Raw genomic sequence first — 13,526 nt, forward strand, 5'->3', positions numbered from 1 at the left:
GCCGAGGGGCGCCGCTCTCCTTCTCGGAGGCGGCGCCCTTCGGCGTTCCCGGCGGGCCCGTCGTCCGCGGCCCGGTCCTCGGCGGCTCAGTCCTCGGCGGCGACCGCGGAGGAGATGACGGCCATCACCTGGGTGTCGGCCAGCGTGGTCGTGTCGCCGACGGCGCGGCCCTCCGCCACGTCGCGCAGCAGCCGGCGCATGATCTTGCCGGAGCGGGTCTTCGGCAGCTCCTGCACGATGAAGATGCGCTTGGGCCGGGCGATCGCGCCGATGTGCTCGGCGACATGCGCCTTGAGCGTGGCCTCGAGCTCGTCGTGGCCGCCCGCGAGCGCCTCCGCCCGGCTCGCCTTGGCGATGACGAAGGCGACGACGGCCTGGCCGGTGGTCTCGTCCGCCGCGCCCACCACGGCCGCCTCCGCGACGACCGGGTGCGAGACGAGGGCCGACTCGATCTCGGCCGTCGACAGGCGGTGGCCCGAGATGTTCATCACGTCGTCGACGCGGCCGAGCAGCCAGAGGTCGCCGTCCTCGTCGAGCCGCGCTCCGTCGCCGGCGAAGTAGCGGTCGCCGAACTTCGACCAGTAGGTCTCGACGTAGCGCTCCGGGTCGCCCCAGATGCCGCGCAGCATCGACGGCCAGGGCTCGGTGATGACGAGCAGCCCGCCGGAGCCCGCGCCGACCGGGGCGCCGGAGTCGTCGACGACGTCGATCGAGATCCCGGGGACCGGGACCTGCGCCGAGCCCGGCTTGAGGGTGGTGACGCCGGGCAGAGGGGAGACCATGATCGCGCCGGTCTCGGTCTGCCACCAGGTGTCGACGATCGGGGTGCGGCCGCCGCCGATGACGTCGCGGTACCAGATCCAGGCCTCGGGGTTGATCGGCTCGCCGACCGAGCCGAGCAGGCGCAGGCTGGACAGGTCGAAGCGCTGCGGGATCTGCCGGCCGAGCTTCATGAAGGTGCGGACGGCGGTGGGGGCGGCGTAGAGGATCGTCACGCCGTGCTTCTCGATGATCTCCCACCAGCGCCCGGCGTGCGGGGTGTCGGGCGTGCCCTCGTACATGACCTGCGTGGCGCCGTTCGCGAGCGGTCCGTAGACCACGTAGCTGTGCCCGGTGATCCAGCCCACGTCGGCGGTGCACCAGTAGACGTCGGTCTCGGGCTTGAGGTCGAACACGGTGCGGTGCGTGTACGCGACCTGGGTGAGGTAGCCGCCGCTGGTGTGCAGGATGCCCTTGGGCTTCCCGGTCGTGCCGCTGGTGTAGAGGATGAACAGCGGCTGCTCGGCGGGGAACGGACGGGCGACGTGGTCGGCGTCGACCGCGACGATCTCCTCGTGCCACCACAGATCGCGCCCCGGGCTCCACTCGACGGAGTTGCCACCGCGGCGGACCACGAGGACGTGCTCGACGCTCGACCCGCCGCCGTCCAGGGCGAGCGCCGCATCGACGGCGGGCTTGAGCGGGAAGACCGAGCCCTTGCGCCAGCCGCCGTCCGCGGTGATGACGAGCTTCGCCTCCGCGTCGTCGATCCGCGCGCGCAGGCTCTCGGCGCTGAAGCCGCCGAAGACGACCGAGTGCACGGCGCCGAGGCGGGCGACCGCGAGCATCGCGACGACGGCCTCGGGGATCATCGGCAGGTAGATCGCGACGCGGTCGCCGGCCTGCACGCCCAGGCTCGTGAGGAGGTTGGCCGCGCGCTTCACCTCGGCGGTGAGCTCCGCGTAGGTGAGGTCGCGGCTGTCGCCGGGCTCGCCCTCCCAGTGGATCGCGACGCGGTCGCCGTGGCCGGCGAGGACGTGCCGGTCGAGGCAGTTGTAGGCGACGTTGAGCTCGCCGTCGTCGAACCAGCGCGCGAAGGGCGGCTCACTCCAGTCGAGGGTGCGCGTGAACGGCCGGTGCCAGTGCAGCAGCTCGCGGCTGCGGTCGGCCCAGAAGGCGAGGCGGTCGGCGGCGGCCTGCTCGGCCAGCCCGGCGGTCGCGGCGGCGTCGGCGGCGAACTCCGCGGGCGGCGGGAAGCGGCGCGTCTCCTGCTGGAGGCTGTCGATGGCGCTCGAGCCGGCGGCCCCGGACGCGTCGAGGGGTGTGGACATCTGCGATTCGCTCCTTCGCGAGTGCGACGTGCGCCGTCCGGCGTGGTCGGTTCCGGACCACCGTAGCGTCCGGCTCCGGGGCGGGGAGGGGGCGACGCGAAGCTGACCGTCCGGCGGGGTTTCGTGAAGAGTCGGCTCAGAACGCGAATCGGACTTGGCGAAACGGCCTCCGTGCCCTAACGTTGCATACGGCCGAATGAACTTCGGCTCAGCGGCGCAAGTGATTCCCCCCAATCCAGCGCCGCCGAGGCGGCACCTGTTCCCCCCAATGGGTGCCGCCCCCTTCTCTTCCCTCCGCTGGTCGAGCGCTCAGCTCCCCGGAGGATCCGCACGGTCGGCTCGCAGTCGGCCGGATGCGTCTCCGGCTCGCGCGAGGACGCGCCGGGCACGTCGCTCCTCCCCAGGGGCGTCCTCGGCCCCGCCGTCCACCGCTGCGGTCTTCTGCGCGCCACCGGCGAGCGCGCGCTCTTAGCGTTCCCGGATGACCACCGGTTTCGTCCCGCTCGTTCCCGCCGCCTATCGCCCAGACGCACCTCGCCCACCGGGTGAGGAGGACGGCGGTGCACCGCGGTCCGCGCCGGTCCGTCCCGCGGCGGCGGCGCTGGGCCTGCTCGCCCCGTTCGCGGCGGACCCTGCGGTGACCGACCTCTTCGTCAACGGGGACTCCGGTCTCTGGCTCGACCGCGGCGGCGGAGCGGTCCGCGTCCCGTCGTGGACGCTCGACGCCGCGGGTGCCCGGCGGCTGGCGGTGTCGCTGGTCGCGGCGGGCGGCCGGCACGTCGACGAGGCGAGCCCGTGCGTGGACGTGCGCCTCACGCACGGAGTCCGCGTGCACGTGGTGCTGCCGCCCGTGGCGACCGCCGGGACGCTGATCTCCGTGCGCGTCCCGCGGGCCGACGCCTGGAGTCTCGACGAGCTGCACGCGGCGGGGATGCTCGACGACGCCGGCCGCGGCCTGCTCCGGCGGGCGGTCGAGGCGCGCTGGAACCTCCTGGTCACGGGTGCCGGCGGCTCGGGCAAGACCACGCTCCTCGGCGCGCTCCTGGGCTGCGCGCCCCCGCACGAGCGCCTGGTCGTGATCGAGGACGTCGGCGAGCTGCGGCCCGCGCACCCGCACGTCGTCTCGCTCGAGGCGCGCCAGGCGAACCTCGAGGGAGCCGGCGGCGTCGGTCTCGACCGTCTCGTCCGCGAGGCGCTGCGGATGCGACCGGACCGGCTCGTGCTCGGCGAGTGCCGCGGGGTCGAGCTGCGCGATCTGCTCTCGGCGCTGAACACGGGGCACGACGGGGGAGCGGGGACGCTGCACGCCAACTCGCTCGCCGACGTCCCCGCGCGGCTGGAGGCGCTCGGCTCGCTCGCGGGCATGGGGCCGGAGGCGGTCGCGCGGCAGACGGTCAGCGCGATCGACCTGGTGCTGCACCTCGAGCGGCGGGGCGGCCGGCGCCGGCTCGCAGCCTCGGGCTGCTTCCGACTCGATCCCGCCGGGCGGCTGCGGATCGAGGAGGGCGCCCGGCCGCGCCGGTCCTCGTCGTGAGACGCGACGGGGGGATCGACGAGGTGGCCGCGGTGGTGCACCGGCTGGCGGTGCTGCTCGCCGCGGGTGTCGCGCCGGCGTCGGCGCTCGGGCACCTCGCGGCGTCGGACGGCTCGGAGGCGGCGGGAGCGGCGCGCCGCCGCCGGCTGCTGCGCGCCGTGGCGGTCGAGGCGGCCCGCGGCGGGGACGTCACGGCGGCGATCCTGGCCGGTGTGCCCGCGCCTCGCCGGGGAGAGGGGGCGCGGGCGGGTGTGCGCGCGACCCGCCGTGGGAAGGGCGTCGCGCGACGCCCGCGCGATCACGGCGAGGAGACTGCGTGGGCGGCGCTCGCCGCCTGCTGGCGGGTCGCCGCCGACTCCGGCGCTCCGATCGCCGCAGCCCTCGCCGAGCTGGCGGAGTCGATGCGCGAGCTGGGCCGGGCGCGGCGGGACATCGAGGTCGCTCTGGCGGGTCCGCTCGCGACGAGCCGGGTGGTCGGGGTGCTGCCGCTGGTGGCGCTCGGCTTCGGGACCCTGCTCGGCTTCGACGTGCTCGGCGTGCTGCTCGGGACGGTGCCGGGGCTCGTCTGCCTCGGCGGCGGGCTCGGGCTGATGCTCGCCGCCGCCGCGTGGACACGGCGTCTCGTCCGCGGCGCCGGCCCGGGCGATCCGGCGCCGGGACTGGCGCTCGACCTGCTCGCGGTGGCGCTCGCGGGCGGCGGATCGATCGGCGGCGGGCGGGAGCGGGTGCTGGCGGCGCTCGGCGAGTGCGGGCTCGCGTCGGGACCGCCGGCGCTGGAGGCCGCGGAGCCGGTGCTCGCGCTGTCGGCCGCGGCGGGGGTGCCCGCGGGTCGGCTGCTGCGGAGCGAGGCGGCGCTGGCCCGGGTGCGGGCGGCGTCCGAGGCGCGGGAGCGGGCGGCGAAGCTCGGGGTGACGCTGCTGCTGCCGCTGGGCGTGTGCGTGCTCCCGGCGTTCCTGCTGCTGGGGGTGGCTCCGATGATGATCTCGGTGCTGCTGTCGACGTTCGCGGGGCAGGGGTGAGCGGGTGCGCGGGCGCTCTCCCCAGGCCGCTCCTTCCTCGTCTCTCCACCGTTCGGGTGGGGTCGGCTCCGGGCGGCTCCGGGCTCGACGATCCTCGAGTGGGGGCAGCGAAGGCGAACGGAGCGAGCGATGGACGGCAGTCGGAGGAACGGTGCGGGGACGATCGGGGCGGGGATGATCGGGGCGGCGGGCCTCGGGGCGGCGCGGGAGTGCTTCCCGCAGCCCGCCTGGGAGGCGGGGCCTCTGCGGCGCTGGGGCGACGAGGAGGGCTCGGCCACCGCCGAGTACGCGATCGCCACGATGGCGGCGGTCGGCTTCGCGGGTCTGCTGGTGGTGATCCTCAAGGGCGACGAGGTGAGGGGCATCCTCACCGACCTGGTGACGCGGGCGCTCACCTCGGGGGGATGAGCGGTGCGGTGCCCTTTCGGCGGCACCCGGGCGATGGTCCGAGCGGGGGAGGGCCGGCCGGGCGGAGGCGGTCGCGGCGAGGAGGGCTCCGCGACGGCGGAGCTGGCGGTGGTGCTGCCGGCGGTGGTGGTCGTGCTGGCGCTCTGCCTCGGCTCGGTCGCGGCCTCGGCGCAGTACGTCCGGCTCGTCGATGCGGCGGCCGACGGTGCGCGTTCGCTGGCGCGCGGGGACGATCCGGTGCGTCCGGTGGCCCGGGCGGACGCGGGGGCGAGCGTGGCCACCTCGGCGGACGGCGGGCTCGTCTGCGTGGACGTCGCCGCGGAGCTGCGGCCGCTGCCGGCGGTGGCGCTGCCGGTCTCGATCCGGTCCTGCGCGCTGGGAGGAGGGCGATGAGTCCACGGAGGGGCAGGTGGAGAGGCCGAGGCCGACGGGTGGGGGGAGAGGGCGACCGCACGGGGGAGGACGGCTCGGCGGCGGTCGTCGCGGTCGGGGTCGTCGCGGCGACGATCCTGGTCACGGCGGCCGTGCTCGCCGGGTGCGGGGGAGTCGTCGGGCATCAGCGGGCGGTGGCGGCGGCGGACGCGGCGGCGCTCGCCGCGGCGGACGCGGCCTCCGGCCTGTTCCCGGGAGAGCCGTGCGGGGAGGCCGAGCGGGTCGCCGGAGCAATGACCGCGACCCTCGCGGGGTGCGCGCTGGAAGAAGGGATCGCGACCGTCGAGGTCGTCGTGGCCGTCGGACCGCTCGCGCTGCCCGCCCGATCGCGCGCCGGACCCCCGCCGTGACCGCGGCAGCGAGCCGACGCGGAGCCGGAGGGGAGGAGCTCCCGGTCCTCAGTCCGAGCTGACCCGCAGGTAGCGGTAGGCCGCAGCGGTGGGCCAGGCGCCGCCGCCCTCCTCGTGCTCGAGCGCGCCGGCGAGGAGATAGAGGTAGCGGGCGCCCTCGCGGGCGGCCGGGATCTCGAGGCGGCCCGCCGGGGCCGTGGCCTCGCCGTAGGAGCGGCGGAGGGTCTTGCCCTCGAGCGGTCCGTCGAGGAATTTCGCGGTGTAGGCGGAGATGGTCGGAGCGGAGGTGGGGTGCGTCGTTGCCATGCCTGTCATCATGCGCCGATCGCCGCGATCCGTCACGGGGTGCGGCCCGGGCGATCCGGCGGATCGCCGGGCGGCGACCGGGGCGCTCCCAGCCCGCGGCGAGCGGACGGCGGCGCGGGACGCCCGGGGTCAGTGTGTATGGTGTGCCTGTCGGGCGCCCGAAGCCGACGCGAACGGATCGTCGTTCCTCGTGCGGACGCCGCGCACCGCCTCCCCGCCGAAGGGGACCCGTCGGATTCACTGAATCGTCCGACCCGACAGCATCAATCGAGGAGAACTGTGTCCGGCACGAAGAAGCTGGTGATCGTCGAGTCGCCGGCGAAGGCCAAGACCATCGCCCAGTACCTGGGCGAGGGGTACGAGGTGCTCGCCTCCGTCGGGCACATCCGCGACCTCATCGAGCCGAAGAACCTGCCGCCCGAGCTCAAGAAGGGCGGGCTGGGCAAGTTCTCCGTCGACGTCGACAACGGCTTCGAGCCCTACTACGTCGTCTCCGACCAGAAGAAGAAGACGGTCGCCGATCTCAAGCGCGCGCTGAAGAACGCCGACGAGCTCTTCCTCGCCACTGATGAGGATCGCGAGGGCGAGGCCATCGCGTGGCACCTCCTCGAGGAGCTCAAGCCCAAGGTCCCCGTGAAGCGGATGGTCTTCCACGAGATCACCAAGGACGCGATCCAGAAGGCCCGCGACAACACCCGCGACATCGACACCTCTCTCGTCGACGCGCAGGAGACCCGCCGCATCCTCGACCGCCTCTACGGCTACGAGATCTCGCCGGTGCTCTGGCGCAAGGTCGGGCCCGGGCTCTCCGCCGGCCGCGTGCAGTCCGCCGCCACCCGCCTCGTCGTGGACCGCGAGCGCGAGCGCCTCGCATTCGTCTCCGCCTCCTACTGGGACCTCGCGACGGTCCTCGCCCCCGAGGCCGACGCCTCGGCGGCCTTCGACGCCCGCCTGGCGCGCCTCGACGGCAAGCGGATCGGCAGCGGCCGCGACTTCGACGACCGCGGACAGCTCAAGGGCGACGTCACCGTCCTCGACGAGTCGTCCGCCGGCGCCCTCGCCGAGGCGCTGCGCGACCCGAAGACGCTGGTGCGCGTCTCAAACCTCGAGTCCAAGCCCTACTCGCGCCGCCCCGCCGCTCCGTTCACCACCTCGACGCTCCAGCAGGAGGCGGCGCGCAAGCTCCGCTTCTCGGCGCGCCAGACGATGAGCGTGGCCCAGTCGCTCTACGAGAACGGCTTCATCACCTACATGAGGACCGACTCGCCCAACCTCTCGCAGCAGGCGCTGAACGCCGCCCGCTCGCAGGCGGCCTCGCTCTACGGCGCCGAGACGGTGCCCGAGAAGCCGCGCCTCTACTCCGGCAAGAACAAGAGCGCGCAGGAGGCGCACGAGGCGATCCGCCCCGCGGGCGAGACCTTCCGCACCCCGGACCAGCTCGCCGGCACCCTCCGCGGCAACGACCACCGCCTCTACGACCTGATCTGGAAGCGCACCGTCGCCTCGCAGATGGCCGACGCGAAGGGCTCGACCGCGACGGTCACCCTGCTCGCCAACCCGGCCGGCGACACGGAGCGCACCGCCGAGTTCACCGCCTCCGGAACGGTCATCACCTTCCGCGGCTTCCTGCTCGCCTACGAGGAGGGCCGCGACGAGGAGCGCCACGGCGCCCGCGACGAGAAGGACGCCAAGCTGCCCGTCCTCGAGGTCGGCCAGAGCCTCGTCGTCGCCGAGGTCGAGGCCAAGGGCCACGAGACGTCCCCGCCCCCGCGGTACACGGAGGCGAGCCTCGTCAAGTCGCTCGAAGAGCTGGGGATCGGGCGCCCCTCGACCTACGCCTCGATCATCACGACGATCGTCGACCGCGGCTACGTCACCCCGCGCGGCACGGCGCTCGTGCCCAATTGGATCGCCTTCTCGGTGGTGCGCCTGCTCGAGGAGTTCTTCTCCGACCTCGTCGAGTACGACTTCACCGCCGCGATGGAGGGCGACCTCGACCGCATCGCCGGCGGCGAGGAGGACCGGGTCGACTGGCTGAACCGCTTCTACTTCGGCGGCGGCGACCAGCCGGGGCTCCGCCACGTGGTCGACAACCTGGGCGAGATCGATGCGAAGAGCATCAACTCCGTCCGGATCACCGACGACATCACCCTGCGCATCGGCAAGTACGGCCCCTACCTCGAGGTCGCCCAGGAGGAGGGGCAGGAGACGCCGCGCCGCGTCAACCTGCCGCTCGAGCTCGCTCCCGACGAGCTCACGCCCGCGAAGGCGCAGGAGCTGGTCGACGCCCCCGTGCAGACCGACCGCGTGCTCGGCAGCAACCCGGACTCGGGCAAGACCGTCGTGGTCAAGGACGGCCGCTTCGGCCCGTACGTGACCGAGATCGACCCGGAGCCGGAGACCACCGCCGACCCCGCCACCGGCGAGGTCGTCGAGTCGGCGCCGGCCAAGCGCGGCGCCAAGAAGCCGGCCGCGGTGAAGCCGCGCACGTCCTCGCTCTTCAAATCGATGGACGTCGCGACCGTCGATCTCGCCACCGCGCTGCGCCTGCTCGATCTGCCGCGCACCGTCGGCGAGGACCCGGAGTCGGGCGAGCCGATCACCGCGCAGAACGGCCGCTACGGCCCGTACCTGAAGAAGGGGACGGACAGCCGCTCGCTCACCAGCGAGGACCAGATCTTCGAGGTCGACCTGCCGACCGCGCTCGAGGTGTTCGCCCAGCCGAAGTACGGCGCCAAGCGCGCCACGAGCGCCCTCGCGGAGTTCGAGGCCGACCCCGTCAGCGGCAAGCCGATCCGGATCCGCGACGGCCGCTTCGGCGCCTACGTGACCGACGGCGAGACCAACGTCACCATCCCCAAGGGCCAGCCGATCGAGGAGATCGACTTCGAGCAGGCGGTCCAGATGCTCGCGGACAAGCGGGCGAAGGGCCCGGCGCCCAAGAAGGCCCCGGCCAAGCGGGCGCCCGCCAAGAAGCCCGCGGCGAAGACCACTGCCGCCAAGACGACGGCGACGAAGACCACCGCCGCGAAGACCACGGCGGCGAAGGCGACGACGGCCAAGACCACGGCGGCGAAGACCACGGCCGCCGAGTCCACGGCGGCGAAGACCACCGCCGCGAAGAAGCCCGCCACCACCCGAGCCCGCAGCACCGCGGCGAAGGCGACGGGCGCGACGGAGTCGTGACCGGCCTCTTCGTCACCCTGGAGGGCGGGGACGGCGCGGGCAAGACCACGCAGGCCCGGCTGCTCGAGGAGTGGCTGGGCTCGCGCGGCGAGACCGTGCGGCGCACCCGCGAGCCGGGCGGGACCGATGTCGGCGTGCAGATCCGCGAGATCGTGCTGCACCACCGCGGGGAGATCGATCCGCGGGCCGAGGCGCTCCTCTACGCCGCTGACCGCGCGCAGCACATCGGCACCTTCGTCCGCCCCGCGCTCGAGCGGGGCGAGGTCGTCGTCCAGGACCGCTACATCGACTCCTCCGTCGCCTACCAGGGTGCCGGCCGGGTGCTCGACGCCGCGGAGGTCCGCTCCCTCTCGGAGTGGGCGACCCGAGACCTGCGCCCCGACCTCACGGTGCTGCTCGACCTCGATCCCGCCGTCGCCCGCACCCGGCTCGACGCCGCGCGCACCCGCTACGACCGGCTCGAGGCCGAGAAGGCGGAGTTCCACGGCCGCGTGCGCCAGGCCTTCCTCGACCTCGCCGCCGCGGACCCCGAGCGCTTCCTCGTCCTCGACGCGAGCCGCCCCGTCGACGAGCTCGCCGGCGCCGTCCGCGCGCGCATCGAGCCGATGCTCGACGCCGGTCCTCGCGGCGCGCGGCCCGCTGTCGGACCCCGCGGTTAGCCTGGAACCGTGAGTGTCTGGAGCCAGCTCGTCGGTCAGGAGCACGCCATCGGCGCCCTGCGCGACGCCTCGACCCCCCGCGACGAGAACGGCCGCGAATCGTCCGCGATGACCCACTCCTGGCTGATCACCGGGCCCCCCGGCTCCGGCCGGTCGAACCTCGCCTACGCGTTCGCCTCCGCGCTGCTCTGCCGCCGCGGCGGCTGCGGCGAGTGCCCCGACTGCGCGCAGGTCGCCGCCCGCTCGCACCCCGACCTCGCGGTGCTCGCCACCGAGCGCGTCATCATCTCGATCGAGGAGGTGCGCCGGCTCGTCTCCTCGTCGCAGTACTCGCCGTCGGTCTCGCGCTACCGCGTCATGGTCATCGAGGACGCCGACCGGATGAGCGAGCGCACCTCGAACGTGCTGCTCAAGGCGCTCGAGGAGCCGCCGGAGCGCACCGTCTGGATCCTCTGCGCGCCCAGCGAGGCCGACCTGCTGCCGACCATCCGCTCGCGCGTGCGCTCGGTGCGGCTCCGGGTGCCGAGCGTCGAGGACGTCGCGGGCCTCCTCGAGCGACGTGACGGCGTGGACGCGGCGACCGCCGAGCGCGCCGCCCGGCAGGCGCAGAGCCACATCGGCATGGCGCACCGGCTCGCGACCGATGCGAACGCCCGCGAGCGGCGCGAGGAGACCCTCCGCATCGCCCTCGGACTGCGCGGGGTGTCGGACGCGGTGCTCGGCGCCGCGCGGATGATCGAGGTCGCCACCGAGGACGCGAAGGCGTACACGCTCGAGCGCGACGAGGTCGAGCGGCAGCAGGCGCTGCGCTCGCTCGGCGTCGAGCCCGGCGGCACGATCCCGGCGCAGCTCCGCTCGCAGCTGCGGACCCTCGAGGAGGATCAGAAGCGGCGCGCGACGCGCAGCCTCCGCGACGGCCTCGACCGGATCCTCGTCGATCTGCTGTCGCTCTACCGCGACGTCGTGCGCCTGCAGCTGGGCGCCCCCGGCGGCGTGATCAACGAGGAGGTGCGCGCCGAGATGACCGCGCTGGCCCGGTCCACCGCCCCCGACCGCACGCTCGCGGTGCTCGACGCCGTCGCGACGGCGCGCCAGCGCATCGACGCGAACGTCTCGCCCGTCCTCGCGCTCGAGGCGATGCTCGTCGTCGCCGCCCGGCGCCCGGTGGCGGCATGAGGCGCGCGGGCCGATGGTCGGCGATCGCGGCCGTCGGAGCCGCGGTCGCCCTGCTCTCCGGCTGCTTCGCGCCCGGGCCGTCGCCCGAGCGCACGTCGACGCCCGCCGCGCAGCCGGTCGAGGCCGGCCTCGAGCAGTACTACGGCCAGACCCTGGTCTGGGACGAGTGCGGCGACGGCATGCAGTGCACCGACGCGACCGTCCCGCTCGACTGGGACGAGCCCACCGGCGACACCGCCTCGATCGCCCTGGTGCGCCACCCGGCGACGGGCGGGGACGCGATCGGCTCCCTGCTGGTGAACCCCGGCGGGCCCGGCGGCTCCGGAGTCGAGCTCGTCGGGGACAGCCTCGACTACGCGGTCGACGCCGAGCTCGCGGCCCGCTTCGACGTCGTCGGCTTCGACCCGCGGGGCGTCGGCGCCTCGACCGCGGTGTCCTGCCTCGACGCCGCCGGCCTCGACTCCTACCTGTACGACATCGTCCCGGGTGAGCGCGGCAGCGACGAGTGGATCGCCGCCCAGCGCACCGCCTCGGCCGCCTTCGCCGCGGCCTGCGAGGAGCGCAGCGGCGCGCTGCTGCCGGAGGTCGGCACGACCAGCGCGGCGCGCGACCTCGACGTGCTGCGCGCGGCGCTGGGCGACGAGTCGCTGCACTACCTCGGCTACTCCTACGGCACCTTCCTCGGCGCCACCTACGCCGGGCTCTTCCCCGACCGCGTCGGCCGGCTCGTGCTCGACGGCGCGATCGACCCGGCGGCGACGTCGCTCGACGTGGTGCGCGAGCAGGCCATCGGCTTCGAGAGCGCGCTGCGCGCCTACCTCGCCGACTGCCTCGGCTCGGAGGGCTGCCCCTTCACCGGCACCGTCGACGACGCGCTCACGCAGGTCGCCGCGCTGCTCGCGCGGGTCGACGCCTCGCCGATCCGCGCGGAGGACGGCCGGCAGCTCGGCTCGAGCACGCTGCTCACGGCGATCGTCTATCCGCTCTACTCGGCCTCGTCCTGGGGCGGGCTGAGCGAGATGCTCACCGACGTCCGCCGGGGCGGAGCGGAGATCGCCTTCCAGTACGCGGACGCCTACAACGGCCGGACGGCCGAGGGCGGCTACGACGGCAACACGACCGAGGCCTTCCTCGCGATCAACTGCGTCGACTACGCCTACGACTCCGAGACGGAGTCCATGCGAGCAGACGCGGCCGAGCTCGAGGCGGCGGCGCCGACGCTCGGCCGCTACCTGGCCTACGGCGACATCCTCTGCGGCGAGTGGCCGGCGGCCTTCGAGGGCTCCCGCGAGCCGATCACGGCGGAGGGCGCGGCCCCGATCCTCGTCGTCGGCACCACCAACGACCCGGCGACCCCCTACGTCTGGGCGCAGGCGCTGGCGGGCGAACTGTCCGACGGGCATCTCCTCACCTTCGACGGCGAGGGGCACACGGCCTACAACAAGTCGAACGCGTGCGTGAACGACGCCGTCGACGCCTACCTGCTCGAGGGCGTCGTCCCCGAGGAGGACCCGCAGTGCTGACCGAGCAGGAGCGCCGCAGCGCTCCGGAGCAGCCGGGCCTGCGCGAGCGCAAGCGCCTCGCCACCCGGCGCGCCATCGAGACCGCGGTCCTGCGGCTCGCGAGCGAGCGCGGTCCGGACCGGGTGACGATCGAGGACGTCTCGCGCACCGCCGACGTCTCGACCCGCACCTTCTTCAACTACTTCGCCTCGAAGGAGGACGCCCTCGTCGGCGGTCTGCCCGTGATCTCCGACGAGACCGCGGCCGCGTTCCTCGCCGGTGCTGCGCCGCTGCTCGCCGACCTGCAGGCCGTCTTCGTCGCGGCGGCGGAGGTCCCGGGGGAGGAGGACCGCGAGCTGCACCTGCTGCGACGGAGCCTCTTCCGCGAGCACCCCCAGCTCGTCGGCCTGAAGATCGCCGGGATGCGGGAGTTCGAGGTGGCGATCGAGGACCTGGTCGCCGAGCGCCTGACCCGCGGCGGGACGGACGCCGAGGCGGTGCGCAGCCGGGCCAGGATGCTCACCCTGCTCGGTCTCGCGGCCATGCGGCACGCGTGGGCGGGCTGGGTCGATCACGACGGTCGCGATGCGCTGCCGGGCCTCATCGTGCACTCGTTCGAGGAGCTCCGCGGCGCCCTCGCCGAGTAGCCCGCGGGCTCCGCGCCTCGATTCACGCCCCGGCCCGCGAGCAGGCTATGCTGTGTAATCGTGTCCGGGGCCATCGCCCCGCGAGCACGCCGCCTTAGCTCAGTCGGTAGAGCGTCTCACTCGTAATGAGAAGGTCGTCGGTTCGATTCCGACAGGCGGCTCCGTCTTCGTCGTCGTGGTGCAGCCGCGAGTGCCGTCATCGCCCTCAGGGCCCGTC

Annotated in this window: 12 protein-coding genes and 1 tRNA gene; 11 read left to right on the forward strand and 2 right to left on the reverse strand. The window is 74.3% G+C overall.

The features are described 5' to 3' along the window. Positions 1-86 precede the first annotated feature (86 nt). Positions 87-2,090 carry an acetate--CoA ligase gene (acs, locus tag HRK28_RS12030; protein WP_160090510.1) on the reverse strand — a complete coding sequence of 668 codons (2,004 nt, stop codon included), beginning with the start codon at positions 2,088-2,090 and terminating at the stop codon, positions 87-89. Between the two features lie 481 nt (positions 2,091-2,571). On the opposite strand from acs, the gene HRK28_RS12035 reads away from it, so the two are divergent. The 5 genes from HRK28_RS12035 to HRK28_RS12055 all read left to right on the forward strand — a co-directional run bounded on the left by HRK28_RS12035 (position 2,572) and on the right by HRK28_RS12055 (position 5,833). Next, positions 2,572-3,624 carry a TadA family conjugal transfer-associated ATPase gene (locus HRK28_RS12035; protein WP_173251692.1) on the forward strand — a complete coding sequence of 351 codons (1,053 nt, stop codon included), beginning with the start codon at positions 2,572-2,574 and terminating at the stop codon, positions 3,622-3,624. Beyond that, positions 3,621-4,643, forward strand: coding sequence for a type II secretion system F family protein (locus tag HRK28_RS12040; RefSeq protein WP_173251694.1), 1,023 nt, complete (start codon positions 3,621-3,623; stop codon positions 4,641-4,643). The genes HRK28_RS12035 and HRK28_RS12040 overlap by 4 nt, the downstream gene beginning before the upstream one ends. Positions 4,644-4,772: 129 nt before the next feature. Further along, positions 4,773-5,051 (forward strand): DUF4244 domain-containing protein, encoded by a 279-nt coding sequence (locus HRK28_RS20855; protein WP_347877742.1) that lies wholly within the window; start codon positions 4,773-4,775, stop codon positions 5,049-5,051. A gap of 33 nt (positions 5,052-5,084) precedes the next feature. Beyond that, positions 5,085-5,444, forward strand: a complete 360-nt coding sequence (locus tag HRK28_RS12050; RefSeq protein WP_160091411.1) for a TadE family type IV pilus minor pilin — start codon at positions 5,085-5,087, stop codon at positions 5,442-5,444. Between the two features lie 38 nt (positions 5,445-5,482). Continuing rightward, on the forward strand, positions 5,483-5,833 hold the full coding sequence (locus HRK28_RS12055; protein ID WP_173251695.1) for an Rv3654c family TadE-like protein: 351 nt from the start codon (positions 5,483-5,485) through the stop codon (positions 5,831-5,833). A gap of 48 nt (positions 5,834-5,881) precedes the next feature. On the opposite strand, the gene HRK28_RS12060 is transcribed toward HRK28_RS12055, so the two are convergent. After that, on the reverse strand, positions 5,882-6,139 hold the full coding sequence (locus HRK28_RS12060) for a hypothetical protein (RefSeq protein ID WP_173251697.1): 258 nt from the start codon (positions 6,137-6,139) through the stop codon (positions 5,882-5,884). Between the two features lie 279 nt (positions 6,140-6,418). Here HRK28_RS12060 and topA point away from each other — a divergent pair, with 279 nt between their 5' ends. From topA to HRK28_RS12090, 6 genes are all read left to right on the forward strand, one after another. Further along, the gene (gene topA, locus HRK28_RS12065) at positions 6,419-9,325 is read left to right on the forward strand and encodes a type I DNA topoisomerase (RefSeq protein ID WP_173251699.1); all 2,907 of its coding nucleotides are present in this window, start codon (positions 6,419-6,421) and stop codon (positions 9,323-9,325) included. Continuing rightward, positions 9,322-9,984 carry a dTMP kinase gene (gene tmk / locus HRK28_RS12070; RefSeq protein WP_173251700.1) on the forward strand — a complete coding sequence of 221 codons (663 nt, stop codon included), beginning with the start codon at positions 9,322-9,324 and terminating at the stop codon, positions 9,982-9,984. The genes topA and tmk overlap by 4 nt, the downstream gene beginning before the upstream one ends. 9 nt (positions 9,985-9,993) lie before the next feature. After that, positions 9,994-11,160 carry a DNA polymerase III subunit delta' gene (locus HRK28_RS12075; protein WP_160090503.1) on the forward strand — a complete coding sequence of 389 codons (1,167 nt, stop codon included), beginning with the start codon at positions 9,994-9,996 and terminating at the stop codon, positions 11,158-11,160. Beyond that, positions 11,157-12,683 carry an alpha/beta hydrolase gene (locus HRK28_RS12080; RefSeq protein ID WP_173251702.1) on the forward strand — a complete coding sequence of 509 codons (1,527 nt, stop codon included), beginning with the start codon at positions 11,157-11,159 and terminating at the stop codon, positions 12,681-12,683. The genes HRK28_RS12075 and HRK28_RS12080 overlap by 4 nt, the downstream gene beginning before the upstream one ends. Continuing rightward, the gene (locus HRK28_RS12085; RefSeq protein WP_160090501.1) at positions 12,677-13,309 is read left to right on the forward strand and encodes a TetR/AcrR family transcriptional regulator; all 633 of its coding nucleotides are present in this window, start codon (positions 12,677-12,679) and stop codon (positions 13,307-13,309) included. The genes HRK28_RS12080 and HRK28_RS12085 overlap by 7 nt, the downstream gene beginning before the upstream one ends. Positions 13,310-13,397: 88 nt before the next feature. Then, positions 13,398-13,470, forward strand: a tRNA-Thr gene (locus HRK28_RS12090). Positions 13,471-13,526 lie beyond the last annotated feature (56 nt).

This window comes from Rathayibacter sp. VKM Ac-2835 (assembly GCF_013266705.1).
Taxonomy (GTDB): Bacteria; Actinomycetota; Actinomycetes; order Actinomycetales; family Microbacteriaceae; genus Rathayibacter.

Bases quoted from the DNA above. Each gene is read 5' to 3' on its own strand.
- acs (WP_160090510.1), bottom strand. From the start codon at position 2,090: ATGTCCACACCCCTCGACGCGTCCGGGGCCGCCGGCTCGAGCGCCATC.
- HRK28_RS12035 (WP_173251692.1), top strand. From the start codon at position 2,572: ATGACCACCGGTTTCGTCCCGCTCGTTCCCGCCGCCTATCGCCCAGAC.
- HRK28_RS20855 (WP_347877742.1), top strand. From the start codon at position 4,773: ATGGACGGCAGTCGGAGGAACGGTGCGGGGACGATCGGGGCGGGGATG.
- HRK28_RS12050 (WP_160091411.1), top strand. From the start codon at position 5,085: ATGGTCCGAGCGGGGGAGGGCCGGCCGGGCGGAGGCGGTCGCGGCGAG.
- HRK28_RS12060 (WP_173251697.1), bottom strand. From the start codon at position 6,139: ATGGCAACGACGCACCCCACCTCCGCTCCGACCATCTCCGCCTACACC.
- HRK28_RS12080 (WP_173251702.1), top strand. From the start codon at position 11,157: ATGAGGCGCGCGGGCCGATGGTCGGCGATCGCGGCCGTCGGAGCCGCG.